Source organism: Isoptericola sp. NPDC060257 (genome assembly GCF_042726645.1).
GTDB classification, from domain to species: Bacteria; Actinomycetota; Actinomycetes; order Actinomycetales; family Cellulomonadaceae; genus Isoptericola; species Isoptericola nanjingensis.
The window spans coordinates 1-25,721 of the sequence record NZ_JBHXAW010000006.1; the positions used below are offsets into that span (position 1 = coordinate 1).

The following is a 25,721-nucleotide window of genomic DNA, read 5'->3' on the forward strand; positions in this document are numbered from 1 at the left end:
CGAGTCCGAGGATCAGGGCGACGAGAGCGCCGAGGGCGCTGACGACGAGGCTGACGAGCCCGCGGAGGAGCCCGAGGAGAAGCCTGAGGAGAAGAAGGCGCCGTCGCGCCGACGCAAGACCTCTGCGTCCGCCCAGAGCGGGACGTCGGCGGCTAGCTCCTCCGGTTCCACGCGGACGCGCTCGGCGTCGTCGGGGGGCCGGTCGTCGTCCGGCGCGTCCCGCTCGTCGTCGAGGTCCGGCTCGTCGGGCTCGAAGTCGTCCGGCTCGCGCTCGTCCGGCTCGAAGTCGTCGGGCTCGAAGTCGACCGGCTCGAAGTCGACCGGCTCCCGATCCTCGCGCACGTCGTCCTGAACTCGAGCGGAGTGGAGAGAGTCATGAGCGAGAGTGCCAAGTCCCCCACGTCCGACGGCCTCGGCGGCCTGAAGGAGTCCATCGGCGGCCTCGCGCGGGCGTTCGGTGACCGCGCCGTCAGCACCGTCAGCGACAAGGTCGGCTCGGTCACGGACAAGCTGACCGACTACGCCCAGAACCCCGGCGGCTCCGCGGTCGCCGAGGGCGCCAAGACCCTCGCGGAGGGAGGTTCGCCGCTCAAGGCGGGCGCGAAGTCCGCCGTGGCGGCGGTGAAGGACAAGGTGTCCGGCATCTTCGGCGGCGGGGGCGACGACGGAGGCAGCGGCGGCGGCCACCGGTTCATCAACATCGTCGAGGCGATCGACGTCGGCGCGCCGATCGACGTCGTCTACAACGCCTGGACGGAGTACGACACCTGGCCCGACTTCATGAAGAAGGTCGAGAAGGCGCAGCTCGACGAGGACGAGGGCACGGTCTCGTTCGAGGGCAAGGTCTTCTGGTCGAACCGGCGCTGGGAGGCGACGATCGTCGACCAGATCGCGACCCGGCGGGTCGTGTGGGACTCGACCGGCGACAAGGGGACGCTCAGCGGCGCGGTCACCTTCCACCCGCTGGCGGACGACCTGACCCGCATCGTCGTGGTCGTCGAGTACCGCCCGCGCGGCTTCATGGAGAAGGTCGCCAACGTGTGGCGGCCCGTCGGGCGCCGGCTGCGGCTCGAGCTCAAGTTCTTCGTGCACCACGTCATGACCGACGTCGTGCTCCACCCGGACGACCTCGAGGGCTACCGGGCGGAGATCCAGGACGAGGAGATCGTCCGCTCGCACGAGGACGTGGTCGCCGAGGAACAGCAGGACCAGGGCGACGAGGAAGGCGCCGAGGAGGACGAGGAAGGCGCCGAGGAGGGTGAGGAGGGCGCCGAGGAAGGTGAAGAGGGCGCCGAGGAGCCCGAGGAGTCTGACGAGGAGTCCGACGAGGAGCCCGAGGAAGAGCCCGAGGAAGAGCCCAAGCCGAGGCGTCGCCGGTCCCGCTGAGACAGACGAGTCTGACCGAGCACGCAGCGAGGAGGAAGCATGAGTGAGGTCGCTACCCGCCGTTCGGGCGGCTATCTGGACCGCCCGCAGTCGTCGTCGCTGGCCGACGTCGTCAACATCATCCTCGACAAGGGGCTGGTGATCGACGCGTTCGTCCGGGTCTCCGTCGTCGGGATCGAGCTGATCACGATCGACGCGCGCATCGTCATCGCGAGCGTCGACACCTACCTGCGCTTCGCCGAGGCCACGAACCGTCTCGACCTGGAGCAGACCGGGGGCCGCGAGCTGCCCGAGCTGATCGACGACATCTCGGAGAGCGGGTCCAAGGGCAAGACCAAGGGCATGGTCTCCGGCGCCAAGGAGGCGCTGACCGGGGGCAAGGACGACGAGGACGACGAGAAGCCGCAGCGCTCCCGCCGCCGTAGCAGCAGCCGCCAGGAGGCCTCGTGACGGTCCGCACCGAGGAAGTCCCCGTGGTGGGCACGCACGACCTGTACCTGTACGGGCTGGTCCTGGCTGACGCCCGTCTGCCCTCGGGCCTCACCGGGATCGCCGGCGAAGCCGTGCGCGCCGAGCCGCTGGGCAGCCTCCGGGCGGTCGTGTCGGACGCCCCGTCCGACCGCGAGGTGGGCCTGCCCGACGACGTCCGCGACCACGCCCGCGTGCTCGACGCGGTCGCGGACGCCGTCCCGGTGCTCCCCGTGCAGTTCGGCACGCTGGCGGCGTCCGGCGCGCTCGAGGAGGCGGTGCCTGCGGACCGGCAGGACCGGCACGCGGCGGACCTCCGCGCCCTGGACGGCGCGGTGCAGCTGACCGTCTCGGCGCGGTACCGCGAGGAGGCCGTGCTGGCGGAGCTCGTCGCCGACGATCCCGAGATCCGCCACCTGCGCGAGCGGACGCGGGGGCGGGACGAGATGGCCACGTACGACGAGCGGATCCGGCTCGGCGAGCTGGTCGTCGCAGGGTTCGACGCGCGGCGACCCGCCGACGCGGAGCGGCTCTCCCGCACCGTCGCCCCCTTCGCGCGCGCGACCAGCGGCCACGAGGTGACGCGGACGGGCGACGTGGCGGAGCTCGCGCTCCTCGTGCGGCGTGAGGACGTCCCAGCGCTGGAGGAGGCCCTGGAGGCGCTCGCCGCCCAGGTCGCCGACCGCATGACCGTGCGCCTCGTAGGACCGCAGGCGGCCTACGACTTCGCCGAGGAGGTGTGAGCCGTGGGACTCCTGACCGCCCTCGTCACCCTGCCGCTCGCTCCGGTGCGTGGCGTCGTGTGGGTGGCGGAGCAGGTCCGCTCCGAGGCCGAGCGCGAGCTGTACGACCCCGGCACGATCCGGCGGAAGCTCGACGAGGTCGCCCGCGCCCGGGAGGAGGGCACGATCGACGACGCCGAGGCCGACGCGACCGAGCGTGAGCTCGTCGCCCGGCTCATGGAGTCGAGCCGACGACGCCGAGGAGGTGGAGCATGAGCCCGGCACGCAAGACGCAGGCGCACGACGCCCCGGCACGACGCCGCCGACCGCCCGCGACGCACGACGCGGACGACGCCGCGCAGGAGCAGTCCGCGGACGAGGCAGCGGACGACGAGGCAGCGGACGACGAGCCCGAAGGTGACGAGCCACCCGACGACCCCGCCCCGGAGGACGGGGCCCCGGACGACGAGGCAGCGGACGACGAGCCCGAAGGTGACGAGCCACCCGACGACGAGGCCTCGGACGACGAGCCTGAGGACGACGGCCTCGACGAGGACGAGGACTCGGGCGAGGGCGAGGCGCCGGAGGAGCCGGCCGGGGACGACGAGCCGTCGGACCCCGAGCCGTCGCCGTCCGGAGGGCTGGACGCGCAGGGCGCGGCCCGACGCGCCGTCCAGCACCTGAAGGAGCTCTCGCACCACCGTCCGGAAGGGGTGGTGGGCATCGACCGCGACGACGAGGGCTGGACGCTGACGGTGGAGGTGCTGGAGGACGCGCACGTGCCCAGCACGTCCGACGTCCTCGCGGAGTATGAGGTGCGCCTCGACGCGGACGGCGGGCTGCGCGGCGTGACGCGCGGGCGCCGGTACGTCCGAGGGCGTACGGAACGGTGACCACCGCCGTGGCGAGACGCGCCGAGGCGAACCCGACGTCCCGATCAGTGACGTCCCGAACAGAACCAGGAGGGAGCGGCGCAGCATGACGGTGGTCCCCGGCTCACAAGGCCCGATGGAACCCCAGCGCGCGCGTGAGGGCACCCTCATGCAGGTGGTCGAGACGCTGCTCGACAAGGGCCTGGTGGTCAACGCCGACATCATGGTGTCGGTCGCCGGCGTCGAGCTGCTGGGCATCCGGATCCGCGCGGCGCTCGCGTCGTTCGACACCGCCGCCCGGTACGGGCTCGAGTTCCCGGCGGGCACGGACAGGGACACCGTGGCCTGGCAGCAGGCGATCGAGCCGAAGGAGACGTGCCCGAGCTGCGGCAAGACCGCACCGACGAAGCAGCTGCTCGAGGAGTACTGCCCGTGGTGCGGGTGGCAGAGCGCCCTGGCGGAGCGCGGCGACGTCCCGCGGGCCGAGGTCGAGGGCACGACGTCCGACGACGACGAGCCCGACGGGAAGGCCACGGGCGGGAGCGGACGATGACGGACACGCTCGCCCGCGCGACGCCGTCGCTCCGCGCGCCCGCGGAGGACGGCGCCGCGCTGCAGCCGACCCGCGACCTGCACGCCACGCTGCCCGACCTGCTGGACTCCCTGCTGAACAAGGGCGTGTACCTGGACCTCGACCTCATCATCACGGTGGCGGACATCCCGCTGATCGGGGTGAACCTCCGCGCGGCGATCGCGGGCATCGAGACCATGCTCGAGCACGGGATGATGCGGAACTGGGACGAGCAGACCCGTGCCTGGGTGCGGCAGTCCCTCGCTCGCCACGTGCCGCTGGAGCCGGACGAGGAGGTCGTGGCCCGCATGGCGGGCGGCCACCGCCAGGACGAACCGGCGACCGTCTGGCGCCCGGGCACGGTGTACCTCACCACGCGACGCCTCCTCGTCTGGCGCGCGGACCCGCGCGAGCTGCTGTGGCAGGCCGCGCTGGACGACGTGACCCACGTCGAGGTGCGCACCGAGCTCGCGATCGGCGGCGAGGAGCGCGAGCGGCTGGCCGTCACGACGCCCGCCGGCACCACGCTGCTGTCCGCCGCCGCGCCGGACCGGCTGGCGGCGCTGCTGCGCAGCGGCGGCGCGAGCGGCCCCGCGCGGCCCTCGGCGGGCCACCAGGCCCCGGTCTGGTACCGCGAGGAGCGCGCCGGCCCGTCCGTCTGGCGGGGCGGCACCGGCACCCTCGGCCCGGACGGCCTGACCTGGCAGGGGGTCGGCGAGGCACGGCCCGCCGTCCGCCTTCGCGAGGTCCGAGAGGTGCAGGCGCGGACCGGCCGCGCCCCCGTGGGCCGGCAGGTGCTGGTCGTCACGGGCGACTCGGGCACCGTACTGCTGGCCACCCGCGACGCCGCGTGGGCACGGGCCCTCGCCGCATCCGCCCATGCTCCCCGGGGAGGCGACTCATGACGTTGACGATCGACGAACACAGCCTGAAGAACGGCGTCCTCACCCTGGTGGTGACGCTGGTCGAGGTGATCCAGGAGGCCCTGGAGAGCCAGGCGCTCCGCCGCCTCGAGGGCGGCGAGCTCACCGAGGAGGAGCAGGAGCGGCTCGGACAGGCGCTGCTCGACCTCGACGACGCACTCGAGTCCATCAAGGCCGACCACGGCCTGACGGCCTCCGTCGCCGACCTGCGCCAGGGCCTCGACGACGTGGTGGACGACGTCGTGGACAGGCTCGTGAACCCCTCGCGCTGGGTCGACGACGAGGCCGGGACGCGGGGACGCGCATGACCGCCGGGACGGACGGCGCGACCACGGACCAGGGGGCCACCGACGGCCTGTACGTGTACGCGGTGGCCCGCGGGGCCCCGGACGACCTCGGCACGGGGATCGACGGGGCTGCGGTGGAGCAGGTCACGGCCCGGGGGCTGACGGCCGTCGTGCACCGGCACGGCGCGGCGCCGTACTCCGGTCCGGACGACGACGTGCGCCGCTGGGTGGTGGAGCACAGCGACGTCGTGGACCGGCTGTGGCAGGCCGCGGACGCGGTGCTGCCGATGAGCTTCAACGTGATCGTCGCGGGGACCTCGGACCAGCCCGCGCGGCAGCGGCTGACGAGCTGGCTGGGCGAGCACGCCGAGCGGCTGGACGCGCGCCTGGCGCAGCTCGCCGGGCGCGGGGAGCTCCAGGTGGAGATCGGGATCGACCAGCACGAGGCGGCGGCGGGTGACCCCCGCGCCGACGCGCTGCGGGCCGAGCTCGAGTCGCGACCGCCCGGCGTCCGCCGCCTGCTGACGAAGCGGCTGGAGCAGCTCGAGCGCGAGGCGACGGACGCCCTCGCCGACGACCTCTACCCCGCCCTGCGGCGCCGCCTCTCCGCGACGGCCGAGGAGGTGACGGAGACCCGTCGCGCGCACCCGCCCGCCGGCGTCGTGCCCGTGCTGGCGGTGGCCCTCCTGGTGCCGTCGGACGGCGTGGAGCGCGTGGGAGGTGAGCTCGCGCGGGTTCGTGACGAGGAGCCCGCCGCCCGCATCCGTTTCGTCGGGCCCTGGCCGCCGTACTCCTTCGCCGATCTCGCCCCGACGACCTGAGGGACCCACGTCGGCGCCGAGACCGCGACCCGGACGCAGGTCGCCTACAGCCCGGCCAGGTCGGTGACGATGTCCGCGACGCGCTCGGCGTCGCGCTGGGGCCCGGTCGCGGCGTCCACGACCCACGCGGCGAGCTGTCGCACCGGAACGTTCGTGTGGTTGGACGCCGTGCGCATGGTCGCGAAGGCCTCGTCCATGTCGACGCCCAGCGCGTAGCCGACGATGCCCTTGGCCTGTTCGATGCCGGCCCGGTTCTCCGCGGCCGCGTGGATGCTGGCCGTGGCCCGCGCGTCGCCGAGGCGTTCGACGGCGGACGTCACGTCGGCGTGAAAGCCGACCACGTGCGTCACCGCCCGGGTGGTGGGGTCGCAGCGGCCCTCGCCGACGTCCGACAGCGTGCGCTCGCGTCCACGAGCGTCCGTGATGCGGTGGACGTTGCTGAACGCCTCGCCGGTACGCGCCGCTGTCTCGAGGACCTCCTGCACCTCGTCGCGGTCCTCCGTGTGCTGGTGGGAGAGCAGGAGCGACCACGTCGGCACGACCTCGTGCGGCTCGAAGCCGAGGATGCGGTACGTCTCGTCCGACCACCACCAGGCGCCCTCCGCGACGTCGTACCGGAACCGGCCGACGTCGTGGCGATGGTCAGATGTCCCGAGCTCGCTGCTCGGCAGGGTGGCAAGCGTCATCGTGGGGCTCCTTTCGGAGTGGGGGGATGGCCCCGGGGCGGAGGCCCCGGGGCGTCTCTTCGACGGTACGGACGGCTGCCCCGGCCTGCCGGGTGAGCCGGGGATCTGCACATCCTCACCACGTCGGGCGCGCGAGCCGCCGAGGGGCCCAGCCCACTCACCTGGTGACGTCGGAGCCTCCGTCGTCACCGTCGAGCGCCCCGCGGACGGTCTCCGCGTCGGCGTCGATCGTCGCCTGGTCGACGCCGTCGGTGACGGGCACGCGCGCCGCCACCTCGTCGACCAGCGCCGCGGCCCTTCCGCTCTCGATCCACTCGGTGGTCAGGTCGTCGACGGCGGCGTCGATCATCGCGGAGAAGTCGGCGTCGCCCTCGAACCGGGTGACGAGCGTGTTCTGGCTCATCATCCCGCCCATGCCGCCGCCACCGCCGGGGCCGCCCTCCATGCCCCCGGGCGGGCCCTGGGCGTCGCCGCCGGGTGCGGCACCGTCAGGCGCTCCAGCGGTCTCGCCGTCGGGCGTCGTGCCACCGCCCATGCCGCCACCCATGCCGCCACCCATGCCACCCGGGCCGGACATGCCGCCCAGGGCCAGGTTGAGGTCCCACGACACGACGCTGAGGAGGCCCGTGTCGAGGTCGTAGTACAGGTAGGCGTTCTTGCCGGGGCCGCTGATGGTGTCGAAGTTGTCGAGCACCTCCTGGGTGCCCAGGTACCGGGCGAAGGAGTCGACGTCGACCCACTGGTCGAGCTCGTCGGCGAACTCTTCGTCCGACGCGCCGTCGAGCCACTTCAGGAACGACACGATCGGCTGCAGGTCCTGGTTCCCGACGAGGTTGACCTGCTTGAAGTCGTCCGTGTACTCGGTCTGGTCGTCCCCCTGGTACTCGAACGAGCTCGTCGACAGCAGCTTGTAGAGCACCCCCTCCCCCTCGAGTTCGTCCGCGTACTGCGGGTCGGGGTTCTCGACGACGAGACGGGTCGTGGACGGGCGGTCGTTCACGGCGTAGGTGGTGAACGTGGAGTCCTGCGTGGGTTGCCCGGACCGCGCCGTGAGCTCGAGCGCGACCGCCTCGTTGAGCGACGAGGTGCTCGACGCGCTCGCCGGCCGGATCGAGAGCTCGGTCCGTCCCTGGTACGCACGGCCGGGTTCGTTCTCGTCGAAGCTCACCAGCAGGGGCAGGTTCTCCGGCTCGTCGGTGGTCAGGGCCACGCCCGTGCCACCGAAGCCACCGCCACCCTCTGCGCCGTCGGGGATCCCGCCCTGCGGCATCTCGCCACCCTCGGGCATCTCCATGCCTTCGGGCGGTTCCATGCCTTCGGGTGGCCCCATGCCCTCGGGCAGCTGCGGCATGCCGCCGCCTTCACCGCCCATGCCGCCGATGCCACCCGGGGCGCGCTCTCCCTCGGTGTCGGACCCCTCGCGGTCGTCGACGAGCGACGACAGCGTGGAGTTGCCCTTGAGACGCACGGCGACGTCCTCGATGGTGGTGCCGTCGATGGTGATGTCGGCGGACATCCACTCCTTCTCGCCGTCGGCGAAGTAGGCGTCGAGCATCTCGTCGTAGCGCTGCTGCGTGTACGACAGCGAGATCTCGTGGTCCACGGAGTCGTCGAAGAGGTCGACGCTCCCCGTGATGTCCTGCGTGATGCGTTCTTCGTCGGTGACGGCGGCCGTGCTCGTGGAGTACGGCCGGATCGTCACGTCGCCGAAGAACGTCAGAGCGACGGCGACCCCGGCCACCCCTGCCGTGAGGGGCTTCCAGTGCTGGCGCAGCCGGACGGGGAGGCGCTTGCGAACGCCTGCGAGGCTCACGTTCATCTGGTCCGTCACCCGCTCACATGTCGGACTGGTCGTACCCGGTCAGGACGGTGACCTTCTGCCCGGAGTTGATCGCGCCGAGCGCCTCGATGACCTCGGCGGTCGTGACGCCGCCCTTGAGGCGCACGGAGTAGAACAGCTCCGTCAGCGCGCCGCCGCGCACGGTCTCCACGCTCACCAGCTCGAACTCCTGGGTCAGCCGGACCAGCACGTCGGCGACGTCCTGCTGGTACCGCGGCTCAGGCGGCACCTGGACCTTGACCACCTGTCGCTGGATGTCGAGCTTGAACCAGTCGAAGCGCTGCATGAGGAAGACGACGAGCAGGATGATCGCGGTCGCCGCGGCGGCCAGAAGGTAGAAGCGCGTGCCGACGGCCATGCCGATCGCCATCACGAGGAAGATGAACCCGACGTCGCGGGTCTCCTTGATCGCGTTGCGGAACCGGATCACGGACAGGGCGCCGACGAGCGCGAAGGCGCGGGCGATGTTCGACCCGACGACCAGCATGATCACGGCCACGACCATGCCGATGATGACGAGGGTCTGGACGTAGGACTGGCTGTAGGAGATGTTCCGGTGCGTCCGCTTGTACACCCAGCCGATGGCCGAGGACAGGACGAAGGACAGCACCAGCGTCATCGCGACGTCGAAGACGGAGAAGGTTCCGCTCAGATCTTGCAGGTTCATCGGACGAGGACACTCTTTCGGTTCGGGGCGTCGGCGACGCCGGTCGGGGTGGTGGGTTCGGTCGTCGGGTCGGTGGGGCGGTCGCCGAGGACGGCCCCGAGCTCGTCCGGGGCGTGCATGGTCGAGCGCGGCGCGAGGCCGAAGGCCTGCACGCTCTGGCAGTACTTGGAGATCCGCACGACGTCGAGGCTCATCCGCGCGGTGAGGTCGGTGACCCAGGCGGGCACGCGCTCGTCGGCCTTGACCTCGAGGACGGAGAGGCGGGCGGGGAGCACGAGGCGGTTGGGGGCCTCGGACGCGAGGTGGAAGTCGCGGTCCCGCCCGCGCAGGCGGTGGTCGAGCGTGACGCGCAGGCCGAGGTCGGCCTCGCGACCCACCCACGCCTCGCGGTGGTACCCGGTGGTCACCGTCGGGCGCAGGTCGAGCTCGCCGACCAGGGTCGACACCTCGTCGAGGAACGCCCGCTCGCGAGTACCGACCTCGCCCTCGGGCTCGTAGCCCTCCGGCGAGCAGAGTCGCAGCGCGTCCCGGTAGGGCAGCACGACGCGGCGCTTCTGCGTGACGCGGTTGACGCGCTGCTTGATCTCGACGAAGACCGTCGACTCCGGGGTCAGGTCGTCCGCCGTGCCGTAGTGCCGCACGCGCAGCTTGCGCCGGAACTTCAGACCCTCGATCTTCTCCCAGTAGAACTTCAGCCGGGCGGTGTCGTAGTAGACGCTGGTGATCGGGTAGCCCCGGTCGCCGGAGTACGCGTCGTCGTCCATGTGCCGGCGCAGCTCGGCGCGGAGCTCGTCGGCCTGGTCCTGCGGGACGAGGTACTTGATCTCGAACCGGTTGAACGCGTGCAGCCGGCTCGCGGTGGCGGTGCGCGCCGAGCTCGCGGACCCCGCCGGGAGGCCCGGGCGGTCCGGCTCGGTGTCGCTCGGTGTCGCACGGGGTTCGGTACGTCGGGACCGACGTCGCACGGGACGCTCCTCTCGTCGGTGCCGGGCCGGCGTCATGGGTGAACACGAGCCGTCCGGCAGGTGAACAACCGGGAGCCTGCAGACTGTCGGGGCAACTTATGCAGCCGCTGAGATCGGTGGGGTCGCGGGCGAAGACATAGCGGTCTCACAGGTTCGGCACAGGGAGCGCGGGGGTGGGTGCCGCAGGCTGGCGCCCATGTCGTCGCCCTTCGTGTCCCCGTCCGCGCCCGCCGGGCGTGCGGACCTGCCGCCCCTCACCCGGCCGGACGGGTCGTCCGTCCGCGCCCTCGTGGTGGACGACGAGCTCAACCTCGCCGAGCTCCTCACGTCCGCCCTCCGCCTCGAGGGGATGGAGGTCGCCGCCGCGCCCGACGGGGGGTCGGCGCTCCGGCTGGCGCGCGAGATGGTCCCGGACCTGGTCGTGCTCGACGTGATGCTCCCGGACATGGACGGGTTCACCGTGCTGCGGCGGCTTCGGGCCCAGGGCGCGCGGATGCCGGTGCTGTTCCTCACCGCGCGCGACGCCGTCGAGGACCGGGTCGCCGGCCTCACCGTCGGGGGCGACGACTACGTGACGAAGCCGTTCAGCCTCGAGGAGGTCGTCGCCCGCGCGCGCGGCCTGCTGCGGCGCGCGGGCGCGGTGACGCGGTCCGAGGACGGCGTGCTCGTCGTCGGCGACCTGGAGCTCGACGAGGACGCGCACGAGGTGCGCCGGGCGGGGGAGGACATCCATCTGACGGTGACGGAGTTCGAGCTGCTGCGGTTCTTCATGCGCAACCCGCGCCGCGTGCTGTCGAAGGCCCAGATCCTCGACCGCGTGTGGAACTACGACTTCGGCGGCCAGTCGAGCATCGTCGAGCTGTACGTCTCCTACCTGCGGCGCAAGATCGACAAGGGCCGCGAGCCGACGATCCACACGCTGCGCGGGGTGGGCTACGTCCTCAAGCCGGCCGCCTCCACGACGGAGCGCGGTGCCCGTGCGTGACCGTCGCTCGGGGGCCGGACGGTGGCCCGTGGCGCCGAGGCCGACCACCCTGCGGCGCCGCCTCGTGCTCGTGCTCGCCGCGGTGGTCGTCGTCGTGACGGTCGGCCTCGCGACGGCCTCGACGGCGGTGCTGCGCTCCCAGCTCGTGGCCCAGGCCGATCAGCGGCTGGAGCAGGCGAGCCGGCGGCTCGTCGAGGGGCCCGGGCCACGGCCTCCCGGCGTCGACGCCTCGGACGGCTCGGACGCCCCGAACGGCCAGGACGCCGTCCTGCCGCCCGCCCCCGCCGACGACCCGTCGGACTTCCCCGCGGGCTTCGGCCCGGGCAGCGCCGTCGTGCGCTCCGTGGACGGCGAGCTGGAGCTCGCCGACCACGTGTCGGACGCGCTGGAGCGCACGACCCTGGACGACGCCCAGGTCGCCGCCCTCCGGGCGGTGCCCGCGGACGGCCGGGCGCACGACGTCGACCTGCCGGACCTCGGCGCGTTCCGGGCGGTGCACCGGACCGGCGACGACGGCGAGGACGCGGTCGTCGCCGCCAGCACCGCGACCGTGGACTCGACCGTGCGCGGGTACGTCCTCGTGCAGGCCGCGCTCGGCGTCGCGGGCCTGCTGGCAGCGGTCGGTGTCGGCGCGTGGCTCGTGCGCCGCTCGCTGCGCCCGCTGGACGACGTCGCCGCGGCCGCGGTCCGGGTGTCGGAGCTCGAGCTCGGCCAGGGCGCCGTCGCCGGCATCCCCCGGGTGCCGGCACCGCTCACCGACGAGCGGATCGAGGTGGGTCAGGTCGGCGCGGCGCTCAACCGGATGCTGGAGAACGTCGAGACGTCCCTCCGGGCGCGGCACGACTCGGAGCAGCAGGTGCGCCGGTTCGTCGCCGACGCGAGCCACGAGCTGCGTACGCCGCTCGCGACCATCCGCGGCTATGCCGAGCTCGTGCGCCGCGCCCCGGACGAGCCCGGCGGCGGGACCGCGCGCTCGCTCGACCGGATCGAGTCCGAGGCGGTGCGCATGTCCGGCCTCGTCGAGGACCTGCTGCTGCTGGCCCGGCTCGACGCCGGCCGGCCGCTCGACCGTGCGCCCGTCGACCTGGCGGCGCTCGCGGTCGACGCCGTGATGGACGCGCACGCCGCGAGCCCCGAGCACAACTGGGCGCTCGCGCTGCCGTGCGGTGACGACGACGGCGACGGCGACGGCGGTGGGGGAGGCGCCGAGGAGCTCGTCGTGACCGGTGACGAGGCGAGCCTGCGCCAGGTGCTGGCGAACCTGCTGGCGAACGCGCGCACGCACACGCCGACGGGCAGCCGCGTGGCGGTGCGGCTCCGCGAGCGCCCGGGCGCGGTCGAGATCGAGGTGACCGACGACGGGCCCGGCATCGCCCCCGACCTGCGCCCGGCGCTGTTCCGCCGCTTCACGCGCGGCGACGCGTCGCGGCACCGGGCCGGCGGGTCGACCGGCCTGGGCCTCGCGATCGCCGACGCGATCGTGACCGCGCACAGCGGCACGATCGACGTCCGGTCCGCCACGGCGGGCGAGAGGCCGACGGGGCCGACGGGGACGACGTTCACCGTGCGCCTGCCGCGCGGGTGTACGGCGGACGCCGCCCCGCGCTCAGCGCGAGCCCCCTGACGGCGGCTGGAAGCCCTCGGGGAACCCGCCGGCCGGGAACCCGCCCTGCGGACCGGACTGCTCGCCGGAGCCGCCGAGCCCGCTGAGCCCGCCCGACCCCTCCTCCTCGTCGTCCTGCACGAGCTGCTGGTCCAGGTCCGCGAGCACGACCTCGTCGCCGGCGGCCAGACCGTCGGTGATCTCGGTGCGCTCCGGGCCGACGGCTCCCGTCGTGACGTCGACCGTGCGGACGGTGTCGCCGTCGAGCACGCGCACGGTCCGCGCGGACCCGTCGGCGCTCACCGCCGACGTCGGGACCACGAGCACGTCGTCCACGGTCGCGACCTCGATCGTCGCCGACGCGGACGCGCCCTCGGGCAGGTCGGCCGCGGCCGACGCGTCGTGGTCGGGCGCGTCGTGGTCGGGCGCGTCGTGGTCGGACGAGTCGAGCGCGATCGTCGCCGCGTACGCCGGGGTCGAGGTGTCGGAGGAGTCGAGGACGCCCACGCTGCTCACCGTGCCGGTGTAGTCGCGGCCGGTCGCGGGCACCGTCGCGGTGACGGACTGGCCGACCTCGACCGACCCGACCTCGGCGAGGTCGAGCGTCGTGGACAGGACGTAGCCGCCGGCGCCGAGGATCGTCACGGCCGCGTCGCCCGCGCTGACGCTCGCGCCCTTCGTGGCGTCGACCTGCGCGACCGTCCCGGAGACGGGCGCCGTCAGGGTGCCCGCCGCGGCGGCCGCCGTCGCGATGTCGACGCCGCTCTGCGCGACCGTGACCGCGGCGCGGTCCGCGAGGATGCGCTCGGCAGTCACCGTGCCCGGCGTGGCCCCGGACCCGGTGCGCGCGCCCGAACCCGTGCCCGACGCTCCGTCGAGGTCGGAGGGACCGGAGCCGGCTGTGCCCGAGCCGCCTGTGCCCGAGCCGTCGACGCCGCTCGGCAGGTCGCCGGCCCCCGAGCCCGCGGTGCCGGAGGGCGCGGACCCCGAGGGCGCGTCCCCCGCGCCGGTGCCGCTCGGTGCGTCGCCCGATCCCGAAGCGCCCGAGCCCGCCTCGGGCGACCGCCCGGAGGAAGTGTCGCCGGAGCCGGAGCCGTCCCGCGTGCCTCCGTCGGAGGCGTCGGCGTCCTGGAGCGCCCGGACGGCGTCGTCGAGCGCGTCGGCCTTCGCGCCGAGCGTCGTCACGGCGTCGTCCAGGTCGGCCACGAGGTCGGTGAGGGCGCCCTCTGCCTCTCCGGTCGCCTGCTGGGCGGTGTCGGTCTGGACGAGGGCGTCCTGCGCGGCGACGATCGCGTCCACGCAGGCGGTGAGGTCGTCGTCCGTGACCTTCCCGTCCGACGTGTCGTCCGCCGTGTCGTCCGCGGCGAGGACGTCGGCGCACGCGCCGTCGTCGCCGGTCGCGGCGGTCACGGCGTCGCCCGAGGCGCCCAGAGCCGTCGTGCCGTCGAGCAGCGCGTCCTCCACGGACTCGTACCCGGCGAGCAGCGCGTCCTGCGCCCGCTGCACGGACGTCTCGGCCGTGGCGAGCGCGGCGCGTGCGTCCGCGACGGCCTCCCCGAGGTCGGTGGGACCAGCGGTGGCTGCCGCCCCGGTCGGTGTGGTCGTGGCCGCCGCACTGACGAGGCGTACCGAGGCCGTCCCCGACGACGTGCTCGACGTCGTGCCGGACGCCGCGGAGCTGGCCTGGACGTCACCGGCTCCGGACGCGCTGCCGGTCGAGGCGCTGCCCGTCGAGGTGGTGCCCGTCGACGTGGTGCCGCCGGAGGCGACGCCCGTCCCGTCGGCCTGGGCCTCGAGGTCGTCGGCGAGCGTCTGCTTCGCGTCGGCCAGCGTCTCGCTGGCGTCGTCGACGGCGTCCTGCAGCTCGTCCGCGTCGAGCGTGACGAGCGTGTCGCCCGCCTCGACCTCGTCGCCGGCTGACACCTTCACCGCGGCGACGGTTCCGGACGTGCCGAACGTCGTGTCGGCGCGGCTCGCGGACGCGACGGTCGCACTGACCGCGACGTGCTGCGCGACGTCGCCCGTGGTCGCGGCGACGGTGCGGTAGCGGGCGTCGGCCGGGCGCAGCGCGAACGCCGTGCCCCCGGCGCCCAGCACGACCACCGCGACGCCCGCCGCGACGATCCGGCGGCGACGGGTCCGCCGCCGGCGGAGGGCGGCGTCACGCATCGCTGCCACCGTCCTGCCCGTCGCCCTGACCGCCGTCCTGCCCGGGGCCCGCGCCACCGGGGGAACCGCCGCGGCCGCCGAACCCGGTGGAGCAGCCGTCGTCGCCGGGGGACGAGACGGCGAGGCTCGTCGCGGTCACCGCGCCGCCGTCGTCCTCCTCGCCCTGCGCCGTGACGCACTGCCCGACGACGATGTCGTCGGCGGCGCCGTCCTGCTGCACGGTGTAGCTGGTGGCGTCGTCGACCGTGACGGTCTCCTCGGCCGACTCGCCGTCGGACGACGTGGCGCTCACCGTGACGGTGGACCCGTCGACCGCCGTGACCTTCCCGGAGGTGAGGCCGCCGAAGCCGCCCCTGCCCCCGCCGGGGCCGCCGGACGGCATGTCGGTGGGTATCCCTGACGGCATGTCGGTCGGCATGCCGGAGGGCATGGCCGAGGGTGCGCCCTCCGGTCGCTGCCCGTCCCCGCCGCCGGGGAAGCCGCCGCCGAACCCGCCGGCGCACTCGTCGTCGGTCGGCTCGCTCACCGCGACCGTCGCCGCAGCCGCGTCCTCGTCGACGGACGCGGCGTCGTCGCCGGGCGCGCCGCCCGTCGTGGCGACCACGCACGAGCCCACCGCGACGTCGTCGAGCGTGCCGTCGACGGTGACCGTGATCGTGGTGTCGTCGGTCCAGGTGACGGCGGTCTGGGAGTCGGAACCCTGGACCTGCGCCGTCGTGCCGTCGACCGCTGCGACCTCGCCCGAGACGCCCGGGGCGCGGCCGCCGCCCCCGGCGCCTCCGCCGTCGGGTGCGGCCTGGCCCTTCGCCTGGCCGTCGGCCGCGCCCGTGCCGTCGGAGGTGGCGGCGTCCGAGGACGAGCACCCGGCGAGCGCGAGCGCGAGGCCGACGGCGGCGACGCCGAGGAGCACGGCCCGCGGGCGGCGTGCGGAGCCGGTGACGAGGGGAAGGCTGACAGAGGGAAGGGAGGGGTGGGGGGTCATCGAGGTCTCCGGGACGTGGGGGACGGATCCGTGGTGGGGTGCGGGCGCGGTCATTCGCTGCGCAGCGCGTCGATCGGGGCGAGGCGGGCGGCGCGGACGGCGGGGTAGACGCCGAACACCAGCCCGATGGCGAGCGCGACGGCGAGCGAGCCCGCCACCGCGACGGGCGACACGACGATCGACGAGCCGAGCACCGCGGGCAGGGTGAGGGCGGCGAGGACGCCCAGGCCGGCGCCGACGAGCCCGCCGGTGACGCCGAGGATCGACGCCTCGGTGAGGAACTGCCGCCGGATCGCGCCGGGAGGTGCGCCGAGCGCCTTGCGCAGCCCGATCTCCCGTGTCCGCTCGGTGACGGACACGAGCATGATGTTCATGACGCCGATGCCTCCGACCAGCAGGGACAGCCCCGCCACGCCGGCCAGCAGCACGGTGAGGGTGCGGTAGACCGACGTCGCCGTGGACACGAGCGAGTCCTGCGAGTCGATCGTGAAGTCGGCGGCGTCCGCGCCGGTCGCGCCGTGCAGCGCGAGGAGCAGCGACTGCGCCTCCTGGTACGCGGCGGAGATCGCGTCGGTGTCGGTCGCCTTGAGGTAGATGGTGCTGACCGACGTGTCGGCGCCGCCCGTGATGCCGGACGTCATCGCCGTCATCGACACGACGGCGGTGTCGTCGAGGTCGGTCGACGCGCTCGACCCGGCCGCCTCGAGCACGCCGACGACGTCGAACGTCGTCCCGGCGATGCTCACCGTGCGCCCGACGACGCGGGTGGAGCCGAACAGCTCGGTCGCCGTCTCGGGGCCGAGGACGACCTCGTCCGTCGAGCCGTCGTCGACGAACTCGCCCGACGCGAGCTCGCGTGAGCGCACGTCCAGCCAGTCGCCGGTGACGCCGGTGACGGTCGTGGTCCAGTTGGCGTCGCCCGCCTCGAGGGACTGCGACGACTCCTTCTCCGCGGTGACCGCGGCGACGTCCGGCACGGCGACGTCGGAGCCGAGGGCCTCCGCGTCCGCCGTCGTCAGCGTGGACGCGGAGCCGAAGCCGCCGCGCGCCCCGGACGAGTCCGTGGACGACCCGGGCGTGACGATGAGCAGGTTCGACCCGAGCGAGCTGATGTCCTCGGACACGTCCTTCTGGGTGCCCAGGCCGAGGCCGACCGTGAGGATGACCGCGGCGATGCCGATGAGGATGCCGAGCACCGTCAGGAGCGACCGCATCGTGTGCGCGCGGATCGCGTGCCACGCGGTGGAGAGGGTCTCCGCCCAGCTCATGACGCCACCGCCCGGCCGCTCGGGGCGTCGGAGGTGATCAGCCCGTCGAGCACCCGCACCACGCGGCGGGACCGCTCGGCCACCTCGTGCTCGTGCGTGATGAGCACGATGGTGCGGCCGTGGGCGTGCAGGGCGTCGAACAGGTCGAGCACGTCGGCCGTGGAGCGCGAGTCGAGGTTGCCCGTCGGCTCGTCCGCGAGGACCAGCGCGGGCTCGCCGACCAGCGCCCGTGCGACCGCGACGCGCTGCTGCTGGCCGCCCGAGAGCTGGCCGGGGCGGTTCGCGGTGCGGTCGCCGAGGCCGACGCGCTCCAGCGCCTGCACGGCCCGTGCGCGCCGCTCCGCCGGGGCGACTCCGCGGTAGACGAGCGGCAGCTCGACGTTCCGCAGCGCCGACAGGGAGGGCAGCAGGTTGAACTGCTGGAACACGAAGCCGATCTGCTCGTTGCGCACGCTCGCGAGGTCGGTCTCGTCCATGTCGTCCACGTCGTCGCCCGCGATCCGGTAGCTGCCGGACGTGAGCGAGTCGAGACAGCCCAGCACGTTCATGAGCGTGGACTTGCCGGAGCCCGACGGCCCGACGATCGCCACGTACTCGCCGCGCTCGATCCGCAGGTCGACGCCGCGCAGCGCCTCGAACTCCAGGTCGCCCGTGCGGTACGTCTTGCGCGCGTCCCGGAGGTCGATCACCGCGTCGGACGTCGGGCTCAGGACCTCGGCGCCGACGGCGGTCGGCGCGGTCACGAGTTCCCGCCCTGGCCGCCGCGCAGCTGGGACGGGTCGAAGCCCTCGGGGGGACCTCCTTGGCCGCCGCCGCCCATCTGGGACGGGTCGAAGCCCTCCGGCAGGTCGCCCTGCCCGCCGCCCTGCCCGGTGCCCTGACCGCGCCCGGCGCCGGGGGTGAACGTCGTGTACTGCACGGTGTCGCCCTCGGACAGTCCCGAGGTGATCTCGACCAGCTGGCCGGACGTCTCGCCCGTCTCCACCGCCTGCTCGGTGGTGGAGCCGTCGTCGGCGACCAGCGTCACGGTCGACGACCCGTCGTCGCCCGTCGTCACGGCGGCCGCGGGGACGGACAGCACGTCGCTGCGGCGCTCGGTGACGACGGAGACATCCACGCTCACGCCGTCGTGCAGTCCCTCGGGGTCGCCGGTCACGGTCACCGTGACGGGGTACGCCACGGCGCCCTGCGACGTCGACGGGAGCCTGCCGATCTGGCTCACGGTGCCGAAGACGGTGTCCGACAGGTCGTCGGAGGTCATCTCGACCTGGTCGCCCGTCGCGATCGACGCGACGTCGGCCTCGCCCACGCTGACGTCGACCGTCCACGCGTCGGTGCCGACGATCGTGAACGCGGCGCTGTCCGCGGTGTCCGAGGAGCCCGAGCTCCCGGACCCGCCCGAGGAGCCGGAGGCGCCCGGCATCGCGCCGCTCCCGCCCTCGCCGGAGGCCGAGCCGCTGCTGGAGGTGGAGCCGACCGTGTCGCCCACCGCGACCCCGACGGACGTGACGAGGCCCGCCGCAGGGGCCCGGAGCGTGGCGTCCGACATCGCGTCCTCGGCGTCGTCGGCCGACTGCTGCGCGACGGCGACCGCGCTCTCGCGCGCCTCGACCGTGGCCTCGGCGGCGTCCGACCCGTCGTCGGCGTCCTGCGCGTCAGCGAGGTCCGCCTCGGCCTGGGCCAGGTCGGCCTCGGCCTGCGCGAGCGCGGCGTCGAGCTGCAGCGTGTCGATCGTCGCGAGCGTCTGGCCCTTCGCCACGGTGTCGCCCTCGGCGACCTCGACGCGCTGCACCGTGCCCGACGCCGCGAAGGAGACGTCCTCCTGTACGGCTGGCGTCAGCGTGCCGGTGGTGGTGACGGAGTCCTCGAACGTCGCGGTGCTCGCCTGCGCGGTGGTGGTCCGGGTGGCGGCCGCCGCGTCGGGGGCGGCGGCGCGGGGCCGCAGCACCGCGAGCCAGACGACGAGCGCGGCCACCACGACGACGGCGACCGCGCCGAGCAGGATCGCGCGGCGCCCGGGGCGGCGCCCGCGCAGCCGCAGGGCCACGCGACCGCGGCGGGCCGGCGGGTCGTCGGGGACCCCCGACGACGGTGAGGTCACGGACGACCGTGAGCGCTGGAGCAACACCCTCGACTCCCTGGATCGGTGCCGCCAGGCAGGCAGCGCGTGATCCGGAGGCTAGGGAGCGCACCTGGGACGCGACGATCGCGGGCCTATGCGGTTCCTGGGAGTCCGGGAGTCATGGCGTCCGGGAGTCATGGCGTCCGGGAGTCATGGCGTCCGGGAGCCGGCAGGTCAGGGCGTCGGTTTCGACGTCGACCCGCCGGCGTTGTCGACGGGACCGTCGGTGGGCTCCTCCGGCGGCGTGGTCTCCTCGTCGGTGGGGTCCGGCTCCGGCTCGGTCGGCTGCTCGGTGGGCGTGGGGTCGTCCGTCGGCTCGTCCGTCGGCGTGGGCGTCGAGGTGGGCTCGTCGGTCGGCGTGGGCGTCGACGTGGGCGTCTCGGTCGGCGTCGGAGTCTCCGACGGCGTCTCGGTGGGCGTGGACGTGCTGGTCGGGGTGGGTGTCGAGGTCCGTTCGGGGCGCGACGTCGGCTGGGCCGGGGCCTGCGTCGTGGGAGCGGTCGTGCTGCGCGTCGGCGACGGGGTGGACGACGGTGACGGGCTGTGGGTGACCGGGGCGACCGGGCCGCTGCCGTCGGTGTCGCGGAAGAACCAGAAGGCGCCCGCGCCGAGGGCGGCCACCAGCACCGCGGCCAGGACGATCAGGAGGATCCGCCGACGGCGGGACGGCTCGGGCTCCTCGGCTGCGGGCACCCCGCCGACGGGGGTGTCTGCGGGCGGCTCGGGCGGCGGGCCGCCCAGCACCTCGGTCGGCTCGTCGCCCGAGGTCGCGAGGGGCTCCGTCGGAGCCCCGTCGTCCGGTGTCACGGCCTCGGCCTCGGTCGCCTCGACGGCACCGAGCATCCGGGTGCGCTGGAGCTCGGCCTCGGCGCCCGCCGCCGCGGCGGCGGCGAGGCCGGCGGCTCCGATCGCCGCGGTCCGGTGCGGGTCCTGGGCGGCGATCTGGCCCATCGTCATGGTCTGGTCGCCGTCGGGGCTCTCCGGCCCCGCCGTGGCGGGGGCGGCCCACGCCGGCGGCGCGCCGCCGAGCAGCGTGGCGACGGTCTGGCCCATCGCGCCCGCGGTCGGGAACCGCCGGGCCGGGCTCTTCGCCATCGCGCGGGCCACGAACCGGTCCACGGCGGACGGCACGGCGGCGCGGCGGGCGGACGGCGCGGGCACGGGCGCCCCGACGTGGGCGAGCAGGACGTCGCCCGGCCGGGCGCGCTCGTACGGGGGGTGGCCCGTGAGCGCGAAGTAGGCGAGCGCCCCGACCGAGTACAGGTCGCTGCGGCCGTCGAGCGGCCTGCCCTGCGCCTGCTCGGGGGACATGTACGACGCCGAGCCGGCGACGTGCTCGCCGTCGCCGTCACCTCCGCCGGGCGCGGTGAGGCCCAGGTCCAGCAGGCCGACGGTCATGCTGCCGTCGTCGTGCCGGTCGACCACCACGTTGCGCGGGCCGACGTCGCGGTGCACCAGCCCGGCCTCGTGCACGGCGGCGAGGCCCTCCAGGAGCCCGGCGACCACGGTGAGCGCCTCCGGCCACGGCAGGCCGTCGCGGGCCGCCAGCTCCGACAGGGGAGTCCCTGGCAGGCGTCGCATGAGGAGCCAGGGCACGGTCGCGCCCGCGACCTCGTCCTCCCCGGTGTCGAGGACCTTCGAGACGCCCGGATGGTCCATCAGGTCCGACGCCGCGACCTCGCGGGCGAGGCTGGCGCGCGCCGCCTCGTCGTCGACCAGGTGCGGGTGGAGCACCTTGACGAGGAGCGGGGTCTCGTCCCCGGTTTCGTCGGCTGCCACGTCGGACTCACCGGGCAGGCGCGAGGCCTCGTAGACGGTGTACGTGCCACCCGTGCCGAGGATGTCCCCGAGCACGTACTTCCCGCCGAGCACGACGTGCCCGCCCGCCGCCTCCTCGGCCGGGTCCTTCGGCGTCATGCCGGGCACCTCGGCGAGTGCGGGGCGTCGAGGCGGGAGCCTGGGCGGGAGGGCGTCGGGGCGGCGAACTCGGTCATTTCAGTCATGGGCGATCACAGGATAAGTGGTGGTCACGCGTGCTGCAGTGTGCCCGGTCACGCCTCCTGGAGGTCCGCCAGCGCACTCTCGATCGCGCGGTGGAACGTGGGGTAGGCGTAGATCAGGTGCCGCAGCTCGCTGACCGGCACCCGCGCCTGCACGGCGAGCGTGAGGACGGCGAGGATCTCGCCGCCGGCCGGCCCGGCCGCCGTCGCGCCGACGAGCACGCCGGCGTCCGCGTCCTCGACCAGCTTGATCAGGCCCTCGTTGCCGGGCCCGTGCACGAACCCGCGCGACGACGCCGCGAGGTCGGTGAGGCCGGTGCGCACCGTCAGCCCGGAGTCGCGGGCGGCGGCCTCGGTGAGCCCGACCCCGCCGATCTCCGGGTCGGTGAACGTGACGTGCGGGACGGCGCGGTAGTCGGCCCGCTCGTCGTCGTCGCGGTCTCCGCGGCCCCCGCTCGCGAGGATGTCCGCGACAGCGATGCGCGCCTGGTACATCGACACGTGGGTGAACGCCCCCTTGCCCGTGACGTCCCCGATCACCCAGACGCCGTCCGCCGCGCGCAGCCGGTCGTCGACGGGGATCGTGCGGCCCGTGTCGTCGATGCCGACGGTCGCGACGCCGAGCGCCTTCAGGTCGGTGCGCCGGCCCGCGGCGACCAGCAGCCGCTCGGAGACCAGCTGCGTGCCGTCGCCGAGGGTCAGGGTGAACCCGCCGCCGTCGTGCGAGACGGACACGACCTTCGCGTCCGTGCGCACGCCGATGCCCTCCGCGGCGAAGCGGCCGGCGAGGAGCGCGCTCGCCTCCGGCTCGTCGGGGGCCAGCAGGCGCGGGCCCGCCTCCACCACCTCGACGGCCGTGCCGAACCGCGCGAAGACCTGCGCCAGCTCGCAGCCGATGGCGCCGCCGCCCAGCACGGTGAGCGACGCCGGCGCCTCGGTGGCGCGCACGGCGTCGCGGTTGGTCCAGTAGGGGGTGTCGGCCAAGCCGTCGACCGGCGGCACCGCCGGCTCCGTGCCGGGGTTGAGCAGGACGCCGCGCGTCGCGCGGAAGCGGCGCTCGCCGTCGGCGGTCGCCACGGCGACCTCGCCCGGGCCCACCAGGCGGCCGCGGCCGCGCACCACGCGGGCGCCCGCCTTCTCCAGGCGCTCGACGGCCGCGGTGTCGTCCCAGTCGGCGGTCGCCTCGTCGCGCACGCGCGCCGCGACGGGCGCCCAGTCCGGCGCGACGTCGACCCGCCCGGCCAGCGTGCCCGCGCGGCGGGCCTCGGCGAGCGCGTCCGACGCGCGCACCATCATCTTGGTCGGGATGCAGCCGAAGTACGGGCACTCGCCGCCGACGAGGCGCGCCTCGACGGCCACGACGTCGAGCCCCGCGCGGGCCAGCCGGCCGGTCGCGTCCTCCCCGCCCGGGCCGGTGCCGATCACCACGACGTCGACGGTCTCGACGGGTTCGACAGGCTGCTCGGTCGTCATGCGGTCCTCCTCGCGCGCGGATGGGTGGCCGGGTGCGCCGACCCCGGCCAGCGCACCACATCGGCGGTCTCGTCGCGCGGCGAGCGGCGCGGCTGCGGCGCGTCGACGGCGCGTCGATCGTGCGTCGGTGGCGCACGGCAGGATGGCGGCGTGCACGTCGTCCTGACCCGAGAGCCCGGCGGCACGGTCCGCGTGCACGACGGTACGCAGCGCGCCGTGCCCGCCGCGGACCTCCCCGCGCTCGTGGCGGATGCGGAGGGCGAGGCGCGCGGCGGTGCGGTCGTGCCGCGCTGGACCTGGGACGACACGAACCGCTGGTACCTCGGCCTGCTCCGGGCGGGCGTCCGCGTGGAGCGGTCGCACGACCTGCGGCTCGTGCACCGCATCCTGCGGCACTCCACGGCCGCCGGGGGCTCGGAGCTCGCGACGGCGACCGTCGGCGCGTGGGACGCGATGCCCCCGACGCCGGCGGGCGCGGCGCCGCCGGTGGGCGCCCGCCGTGTGCCGCAGGGCGAGGCGCTCTTCGACCTCGCCGCGCCCGCGCCGTCGGCCCCGGCCCCGCAGGCCGCCGGGGCGGTCGACCCGGTGGCGGAGCTGCGGCGGCAGGAGGACGCGGTGCGCGGCTCGTCGGCGCCGGGGCGCCTGCGGCTGCTCGCGGCGGGCGAGTCGGCGGGCGCGCTGGTCGCTGCCGAGATGCACCACGCCGGGCTGCCGTGGCGCGCGGACGTGCACGACTCGATCCTCACCGAGGCGCTCGGCCCCCGGCCGCCCGAGGGGCAGCGTCCCGCGCGGCTCGAGGAGCTCGCGCGACAGATCCGCACGGCCCTCGACGCTCCGCCGTCGCTCAACCCCGACTCGCACCCCGACCTGCTCAAGGCGATGCAGTACGCCGGCGTCGGGACGCGCAGCCTGCGCAAGTGGGAGCTGGAGAAGCTCGACCACCCCGTCGTCGCGCCGCTGCTGGAGTACAAGAACCTCTACCGCCTGCTCACGGCCAACGGCTGGCACTGGCTCGACGAGTGGGTGACCGACGGCCGGTTCCGCACCGAGTACGTGGTGGGCGGCGTGGTGACCGGCCGCTGGGCGTCCACCGGCGGCGGGGCGCTGCAGCTGCCGAAGGGCGTGCGCCGGGCGGTGGTCGCCGACCCGGGCTGGAGCCTCGTCGTGGCGGACGTCGCGCAGCTCGAGCCGCGCGTCCTGGCGGGCATGGCCGGCGACGAGGCCATGGCGACGGCGGGTCGCGCCGGCGACCTCTACGCCGGCATCGTCGCGTCCGGGGCCGTGCCCACCCGGGAGCTGGCCAAGGTGGGCATGCTCGGCGCGATGTACGGCGGCACCACCGGGGCGAGCGCGCAGGTGCTGCCGCGGCTGGGACGGGAGTACCCGCGGGCGATCGCGCTGGTGGAGGAGGCCGCGCGCACGGGGGAGCGCGGTGGCGTGGTGACGACGTGGCTCGGCCGGTCGTCCCCGGCCCCGGGCTCCGCGTGGGACGAGGCGCAGGCGGGCGCGTTCGCCGACGACGCGGGGGCTGATGCCGCGGCGCGCGCCCGGTCCGCCACCCGGTCGTGGGGCCGGTTCACCCGCAACTTCGTGGTGCAGGGCACCGCGGCGGAGTGGGCGCTGTGTTGGCTCGCGTCGATACGCCGCCGGCTCTGGGCGCTCGGGGTCGCGGACGGCGTGCGTGCGGGCCTGGCGCCCGCCCCGTTCGCCGACCGCCCGCACCTCGCGTTCTTCCTGCACGACGAGGTGGTGGTGCACGCACCGCGCGAGCTCGCCGACGTGGTGGCCGCCGAGGTGCGCGCGGCCGCCGAGGAGGCGGGCCGACTGCTGTTCGGGGACTTCCCGGTCGACTTCCCGCTCACCGTCGCGGCGGTCGACTCCTACGCCGACGCCAAGTGACCTGCCCCGGCTTTAGGGTCGGGCCATGACCACCGGCACCGGAGACCCCACAGCACCGCGCATCCTCGCGAACCCCCCGAGGCTGCACGACGTCGTCGCCGCCCTCGAGGACCTCTACCCGCCGTCGACGGCGGAGGGCTGGGACGCCGTCGGCCTGGTGGTGGGCGACCCCGCGGCGCCGGTGCGCAAGATCCTGTTCGCCGTCGACCCGGTCGCCGCGGTGGTCGACGAGGCGATCGCCTGGGGCGCGGACCTGCTCGTCACGCACCACCCGCTGTTCCTGCGGCCCGTGCACTCGGTCGCGGCGACGACGTTCAAGGGCGACGTCGTGCACCGGCTCATGCGCGCGGGCTGCGGCCTGTACGTCGCGCACACGAACGCCGACGCCGCCCCGCGCGGAGTCGCGGACGCGCTCGCCGACCTCGTCGGCATCACGGACCGGAGCCCGCTCGTCGTGGGGGACGACGGCGACGGCGTGGATTCCGGCGCGGTCTGCGGGATCGGGCGGGTCGGCCGGCTCGCCGCGCCGACGACGCTGGGCGTGTTCGCCGAGCGCGTCGCGGCCGTGCTGCCGGCGACGGCGCAGGGCGTGCGCGTCGCCGGCGACCTCGACGCGCGGGTCGCGACCGCCGCCGTCGTGGGCGGCTCGGGGGACTCGCTGTTCGACGCCGTCCGCGCGGCCGCCGTCGACGTGTACGTGACCGCCGACCTGCGCCACCACCCCGCCTCGGAGCTGCGGGAGCGGGCGGACTTCGAGGCGGGGGCCGACGCCGCGGCGACGCCGTTCCTCGTGGACGTGGCCCACTTCGCGAGCGAGTGGCCGTGGCTCGCGTACGTCGCCGAGGACGTCGTCGCGCGGCTCGGAGAGCGGGCCGGAGGGGGGACCGGGGACGGTTCCGGAGAAGGTACGGTGACCACGAGGGTGAGCACGATCGGCACCGACCCGTGGACCGCGCGGGTGGCGAGCACCGTGCGCGAGACCGACCGCCCCACCAGCTGAATCACTGCGAGA

25 protein-coding genes are annotated in these 25,721 nt (G+C 74.9%); 13 read left to right on the forward strand and 12 right to left on the reverse strand.

Going from position 1 to position 25,721, the window contains the following annotated elements:
* Window positions 1-12: 12 nt before the first annotated feature.
* Window positions 13-342, reverse strand: a complete 330-nt coding sequence (locus tag ACFWEK_RS01035; protein WP_430552792.1) for a hypothetical protein — start codon at window positions 340-342, stop codon at window positions 13-15.
* 33 nt (window positions 343-375) lie between these two features.
* On the opposite strand from ACFWEK_RS01035, the gene ACFWEK_RS01040 reads away from it, so the two are divergent.
* The 9 genes from ACFWEK_RS01040 (at window position 376) to ACFWEK_RS01080 (ending at window position 6,050) form a co-directional block, all read left to right on the forward strand.
* The gene (locus ACFWEK_RS01040; RefSeq protein WP_430552793.1) at window positions 376-1,386 is read left to right on the forward strand and encodes an SRPBCC family protein; all 1,011 of its coding nucleotides are present in this window, start codon (window positions 376-378) and stop codon (window positions 1,384-1,386) included.
* Window positions 1,387-1,425: 39 nt separating this feature from the next.
* Entirely contained in the window at window positions 1,426-1,836 is a 411-nt protein-coding gene (gene gvpJ / locus ACFWEK_RS01045; RefSeq protein ID WP_430545122.1) for a gas vesicle protein GvpJ, read from the forward strand.
* On the forward strand, window positions 1,833-2,597 hold the full coding sequence (locus tag ACFWEK_RS01050; RefSeq protein ID WP_430552794.1) for a GvpL/GvpF family gas vesicle protein: 765 nt from the start codon (window positions 1,833-1,835) through the stop codon (window positions 2,595-2,597). Before gvpJ ends, ACFWEK_RS01050 begins: the two co-directional genes overlap by 4 nt.
* Before the next feature lie 3 nt (window positions 2,598-2,600).
* Window positions 2,601-2,852, forward strand: a complete 252-nt coding sequence (locus ACFWEK_RS01055; RefSeq protein ID WP_430545124.1) for a gas vesicle protein GvpG — start codon at window positions 2,601-2,603, stop codon at window positions 2,850-2,852.
* Window positions 2,849-3,469: a gas vesicle protein GvpO gene (gene gvpO, locus ACFWEK_RS01060; protein ID WP_430552795.1), complete on the forward strand. Its 621-nt coding sequence runs from the start codon at window positions 2,849-2,851 to the stop codon at window positions 3,467-3,469. The genes ACFWEK_RS01055 and gvpO overlap by 4 nt, the downstream gene beginning before the upstream one ends.
* 115 nt (window positions 3,470-3,584) lie before the next feature.
* Window positions 3,585-4,001 (forward strand): gas vesicle protein, encoded by a 417-nt coding sequence (locus ACFWEK_RS01065; protein WP_430545126.1) that lies wholly within the window; start codon window positions 3,585-3,587, stop codon window positions 3,999-4,001.
* A complete protein-coding gene (locus ACFWEK_RS01070) occupies window positions 3,998-4,924 on the forward strand; it encodes a gas vesicle protein (RefSeq protein WP_430552796.1) in 927 nt (308 codons plus the stop codon). The genes ACFWEK_RS01065 and ACFWEK_RS01070 overlap by 4 nt, the downstream gene beginning before the upstream one ends.
* Window positions 4,921-5,250: a gas vesicle protein GvpK gene (gene gvpK / locus ACFWEK_RS01075; RefSeq protein ID WP_430545128.1), complete on the forward strand. Its 330-nt coding sequence runs from the start codon at window positions 4,921-4,923 to the stop codon at window positions 5,248-5,250. The genes ACFWEK_RS01070 and gvpK overlap by 4 nt, the downstream gene beginning before the upstream one ends.
* The gene (locus tag ACFWEK_RS01080; protein WP_430552797.1) at window positions 5,247-6,050 is read left to right on the forward strand and encodes a GvpL/GvpF family gas vesicle protein; all 804 of its coding nucleotides are present in this window, start codon (window positions 5,247-5,249) and stop codon (window positions 6,048-6,050) included. Before gvpK ends, ACFWEK_RS01080 begins: the two co-directional genes overlap by 4 nt.
* 44 nt (window positions 6,051-6,094) lie before the next feature.
* Here the strand turns inward: ACFWEK_RS01080 and ACFWEK_RS01085 are convergent, their stop codons facing one another.
* From ACFWEK_RS01085 to ACFWEK_RS01100, 4 genes are all read right to left on the reverse strand, one after another.
* The gene (locus tag ACFWEK_RS01085; RefSeq protein ID WP_430545130.1) at window positions 6,095-6,736 is read right to left on the reverse strand and encodes a PAS and ANTAR domain-containing protein; all 642 of its coding nucleotides are present in this window, start codon (window positions 6,734-6,736) and stop codon (window positions 6,095-6,097) included.
* Between the two features lie 157 nt (window positions 6,737-6,893).
* Window positions 6,894-8,567: a CotH kinase family protein gene (locus tag ACFWEK_RS01090; protein ID WP_430552798.1), complete on the reverse strand. Its 1,674-nt coding sequence runs from the start codon at window positions 8,565-8,567 to the stop codon at window positions 6,894-6,896.
* Between the two features lie 4 nt (window positions 8,568-8,571).
* Window positions 8,572-9,243 carry a DUF4956 domain-containing protein gene (locus tag ACFWEK_RS01095; RefSeq protein WP_430545132.1) on the reverse strand — a complete coding sequence of 224 codons (672 nt, stop codon included), beginning with the start codon at window positions 9,241-9,243 and terminating at the stop codon, window positions 8,572-8,574.
* A complete protein-coding gene (locus ACFWEK_RS01100; protein ID WP_430552799.1) occupies window positions 9,240-10,208 on the reverse strand; it encodes a polyphosphate polymerase domain-containing protein in 969 nt (322 codons plus the stop codon). Before ACFWEK_RS01100 ends, ACFWEK_RS01095 begins: the two co-directional genes overlap by 4 nt.
* A 196-nt stretch (window positions 10,209-10,404) precedes the next feature.
* On the opposite strand from ACFWEK_RS01100, the gene ACFWEK_RS01105 reads away from it, so the two are divergent.
* Window positions 10,405-11,193 (forward strand): response regulator transcription factor, encoded by a 789-nt coding sequence (locus tag ACFWEK_RS01105; protein WP_430552800.1) that lies wholly within the window; start codon window positions 10,405-10,407, stop codon window positions 11,191-11,193.
* A 28-nt stretch (window positions 11,194-11,221) separates the two neighbouring features.
* Entirely contained in the window at window positions 11,222-12,817 is a 1,596-nt protein-coding gene (locus ACFWEK_RS01110; protein WP_430552801.1) for a sensor histidine kinase, read from the forward strand.
* On the opposite strand, the gene ACFWEK_RS01115 is transcribed toward ACFWEK_RS01110, so the two are convergent.
* The 7 genes from ACFWEK_RS01115 to ACFWEK_RS01145 all read right to left on the reverse strand — a co-directional run bounded on the left by ACFWEK_RS01115 (window position 12,800) and on the right by ACFWEK_RS01145 (window position 22,810).
* Window positions 12,800-14,965, reverse strand: coding sequence for an HlyD family efflux transporter periplasmic adaptor subunit (locus ACFWEK_RS01115; RefSeq protein ID WP_430552802.1), 2,166 nt, complete (start codon window positions 14,963-14,965; stop codon window positions 12,800-12,802). The two genes, ACFWEK_RS01110 and ACFWEK_RS01115, sit on opposite strands and share 18 nt — an antisense overlap.
* Window positions 14,958-15,947 (reverse strand): hypothetical protein, encoded by a 990-nt coding sequence (locus ACFWEK_RS01120; protein WP_430552803.1) that lies wholly within the window; start codon window positions 15,945-15,947, stop codon window positions 14,958-14,960. The genes ACFWEK_RS01115 and ACFWEK_RS01120 overlap by 8 nt, the downstream gene beginning before the upstream one ends.
* Window positions 15,948-15,997: 50 nt before the next feature.
* The gene (locus ACFWEK_RS01125; RefSeq protein ID WP_430552804.1) at window positions 15,998-17,215 is read right to left on the reverse strand and encodes an ABC transporter permease; all 1,218 of its coding nucleotides are present in this window, start codon (window positions 17,213-17,215) and stop codon (window positions 15,998-16,000) included.
* Window positions 17,212-17,958, reverse strand: coding sequence for an ABC transporter ATP-binding protein (locus ACFWEK_RS01130; protein WP_430552805.1), 747 nt, complete (start codon window positions 17,956-17,958; stop codon window positions 17,212-17,214). The genes ACFWEK_RS01125 and ACFWEK_RS01130 overlap by 4 nt, the downstream gene beginning before the upstream one ends.
* Window positions 17,955-19,316, reverse strand: coding sequence for an efflux RND transporter periplasmic adaptor subunit (locus ACFWEK_RS01135; RefSeq protein ID WP_430552806.1), 1,362 nt, complete (start codon window positions 19,314-19,316; stop codon window positions 17,955-17,957). The genes ACFWEK_RS01130 and ACFWEK_RS01135 overlap by 4 nt, the downstream gene beginning before the upstream one ends.
* Before the next feature lie 195 nt (window positions 19,317-19,511).
* Window positions 19,512-21,254 carry a serine/threonine-protein kinase gene (locus ACFWEK_RS01140; RefSeq protein WP_430552807.1) on the reverse strand — a complete coding sequence of 581 codons (1,743 nt, stop codon included), beginning with the start codon at window positions 21,252-21,254 and terminating at the stop codon, window positions 19,512-19,514.
* A gap of 134 nt (window positions 21,255-21,388) precedes the next feature.
* The gene (locus tag ACFWEK_RS01145) at window positions 21,389-22,810 is read right to left on the reverse strand and encodes a dihydrolipoyl dehydrogenase family protein (protein WP_430552808.1); all 1,422 of its coding nucleotides are present in this window, start codon (window positions 22,808-22,810) and stop codon (window positions 21,389-21,391) included.
* Window positions 22,811-22,960: 150 nt separating this feature from the next.
* Between ACFWEK_RS01145 and ACFWEK_RS01150 the strand changes: the two genes are divergently transcribed.
* Together ACFWEK_RS01150 and ACFWEK_RS01155 are read left to right on the forward strand one after the other, a co-directional pair.
* Window positions 22,961-24,709 (forward strand): bifunctional 3'-5' exonuclease/DNA polymerase, encoded by a 1,749-nt coding sequence (locus ACFWEK_RS01150; protein ID WP_430552809.1) that lies wholly within the window; start codon window positions 22,961-22,963, stop codon window positions 24,707-24,709.
* Window positions 24,710-24,734: 25 nt separating this feature from the next.
* A complete protein-coding gene (locus ACFWEK_RS01155) occupies window positions 24,735-25,709 on the forward strand; it encodes a Nif3-like dinuclear metal center hexameric protein (RefSeq protein ID WP_430552810.1) in 975 nt (324 codons plus the stop codon).
* Window positions 25,710-25,721 lie beyond the last annotated feature (12 nt).

Coding starts and splice junctions, on each gene's coding strand:
- ACFWEK_RS01065 (WP_430545126.1), top strand. CDS start 3,585: ATGGAACCCCAGCGCGCGCGTGAGGGCACCCTCATGCAGGTGGTCGAG.
- ACFWEK_RS01125 (WP_430552804.1), bottom strand. CDS start 17,215: ATGAGCTGGGCGGAGACCCTCTCCACCGCGTGGCACGCGATCCGCGCG.
- ACFWEK_RS01085 (WP_430545130.1), bottom strand. CDS start 6,736: ATGACGCTTGCCACCCTGCCGAGCAGCGAGCTCGGGACATCTGACCAT.
- ACFWEK_RS01155 (WP_430552810.1), top strand. CDS start 24,735: ATGACCACCGGCACCGGAGACCCCACAGCACCGCGCATCCTCGCGAAC.
- ACFWEK_RS01040 (WP_430552793.1), top strand. CDS start 376: ATGAGCGAGAGTGCCAAGTCCCCCACGTCCGACGGCCTCGGCGGCCTG.
- ACFWEK_RS01095 (WP_430545132.1), bottom strand. CDS start 9,243: ATGAACCTGCAAGATCTGAGCGGAACCTTCTCCGTCTTCGACGTCGCG.
- gvpJ (WP_430545122.1), top strand. CDS start 1,426: ATGAGTGAGGTCGCTACCCGCCGTTCGGGCGGCTATCTGGACCGCCCG.
- ACFWEK_RS01080 (WP_430552797.1), top strand. CDS start 5,247: ATGACCGCCGGGACGGACGGCGCGACCACGGACCAGGGGGCCACCGAC.
- ACFWEK_RS01070 (WP_430552796.1), top strand. CDS start 3,998: ATGACGGACACGCTCGCCCGCGCGACGCCGTCGCTCCGCGCGCCCGCG.
- ACFWEK_RS01145 (WP_430552808.1), bottom strand. CDS start 22,810: ATGACGACCGAGCAGCCTGTCGAACCCGTCGAGACCGTCGACGTCGTG.
- gvpO (WP_430552795.1), top strand. CDS start 2,849: ATGAGCCCGGCACGCAAGACGCAGGCGCACGACGCCCCGGCACGACGC.
- ACFWEK_RS01140 (WP_430552807.1), bottom strand. CDS start 21,254: ATGACGCCGAAGGACCCGGCCGAGGAGGCGGCGGGCGGGCACGTCGTG.
- ACFWEK_RS01105 (WP_430552800.1), top strand. CDS start 10,405: ATGTCGTCGCCCTTCGTGTCCCCGTCCGCGCCCGCCGGGCGTGCGGAC.
- gvpK (WP_430545128.1), top strand. CDS start 4,921: ATGACGTTGACGATCGACGAACACAGCCTGAAGAACGGCGTCCTCACC.
- ACFWEK_RS01120 (WP_430552803.1), bottom strand. CDS start 15,947: ATGACCCCCCACCCCTCCCTTCCCTCTGTCAGCCTTCCCCTCGTCACC.
- ACFWEK_RS01115 (WP_430552802.1), bottom strand. CDS start 14,965: ATGCGTGACGCCGCCCTCCGCCGGCGGCGGACCCGTCGCCGCCGGATC.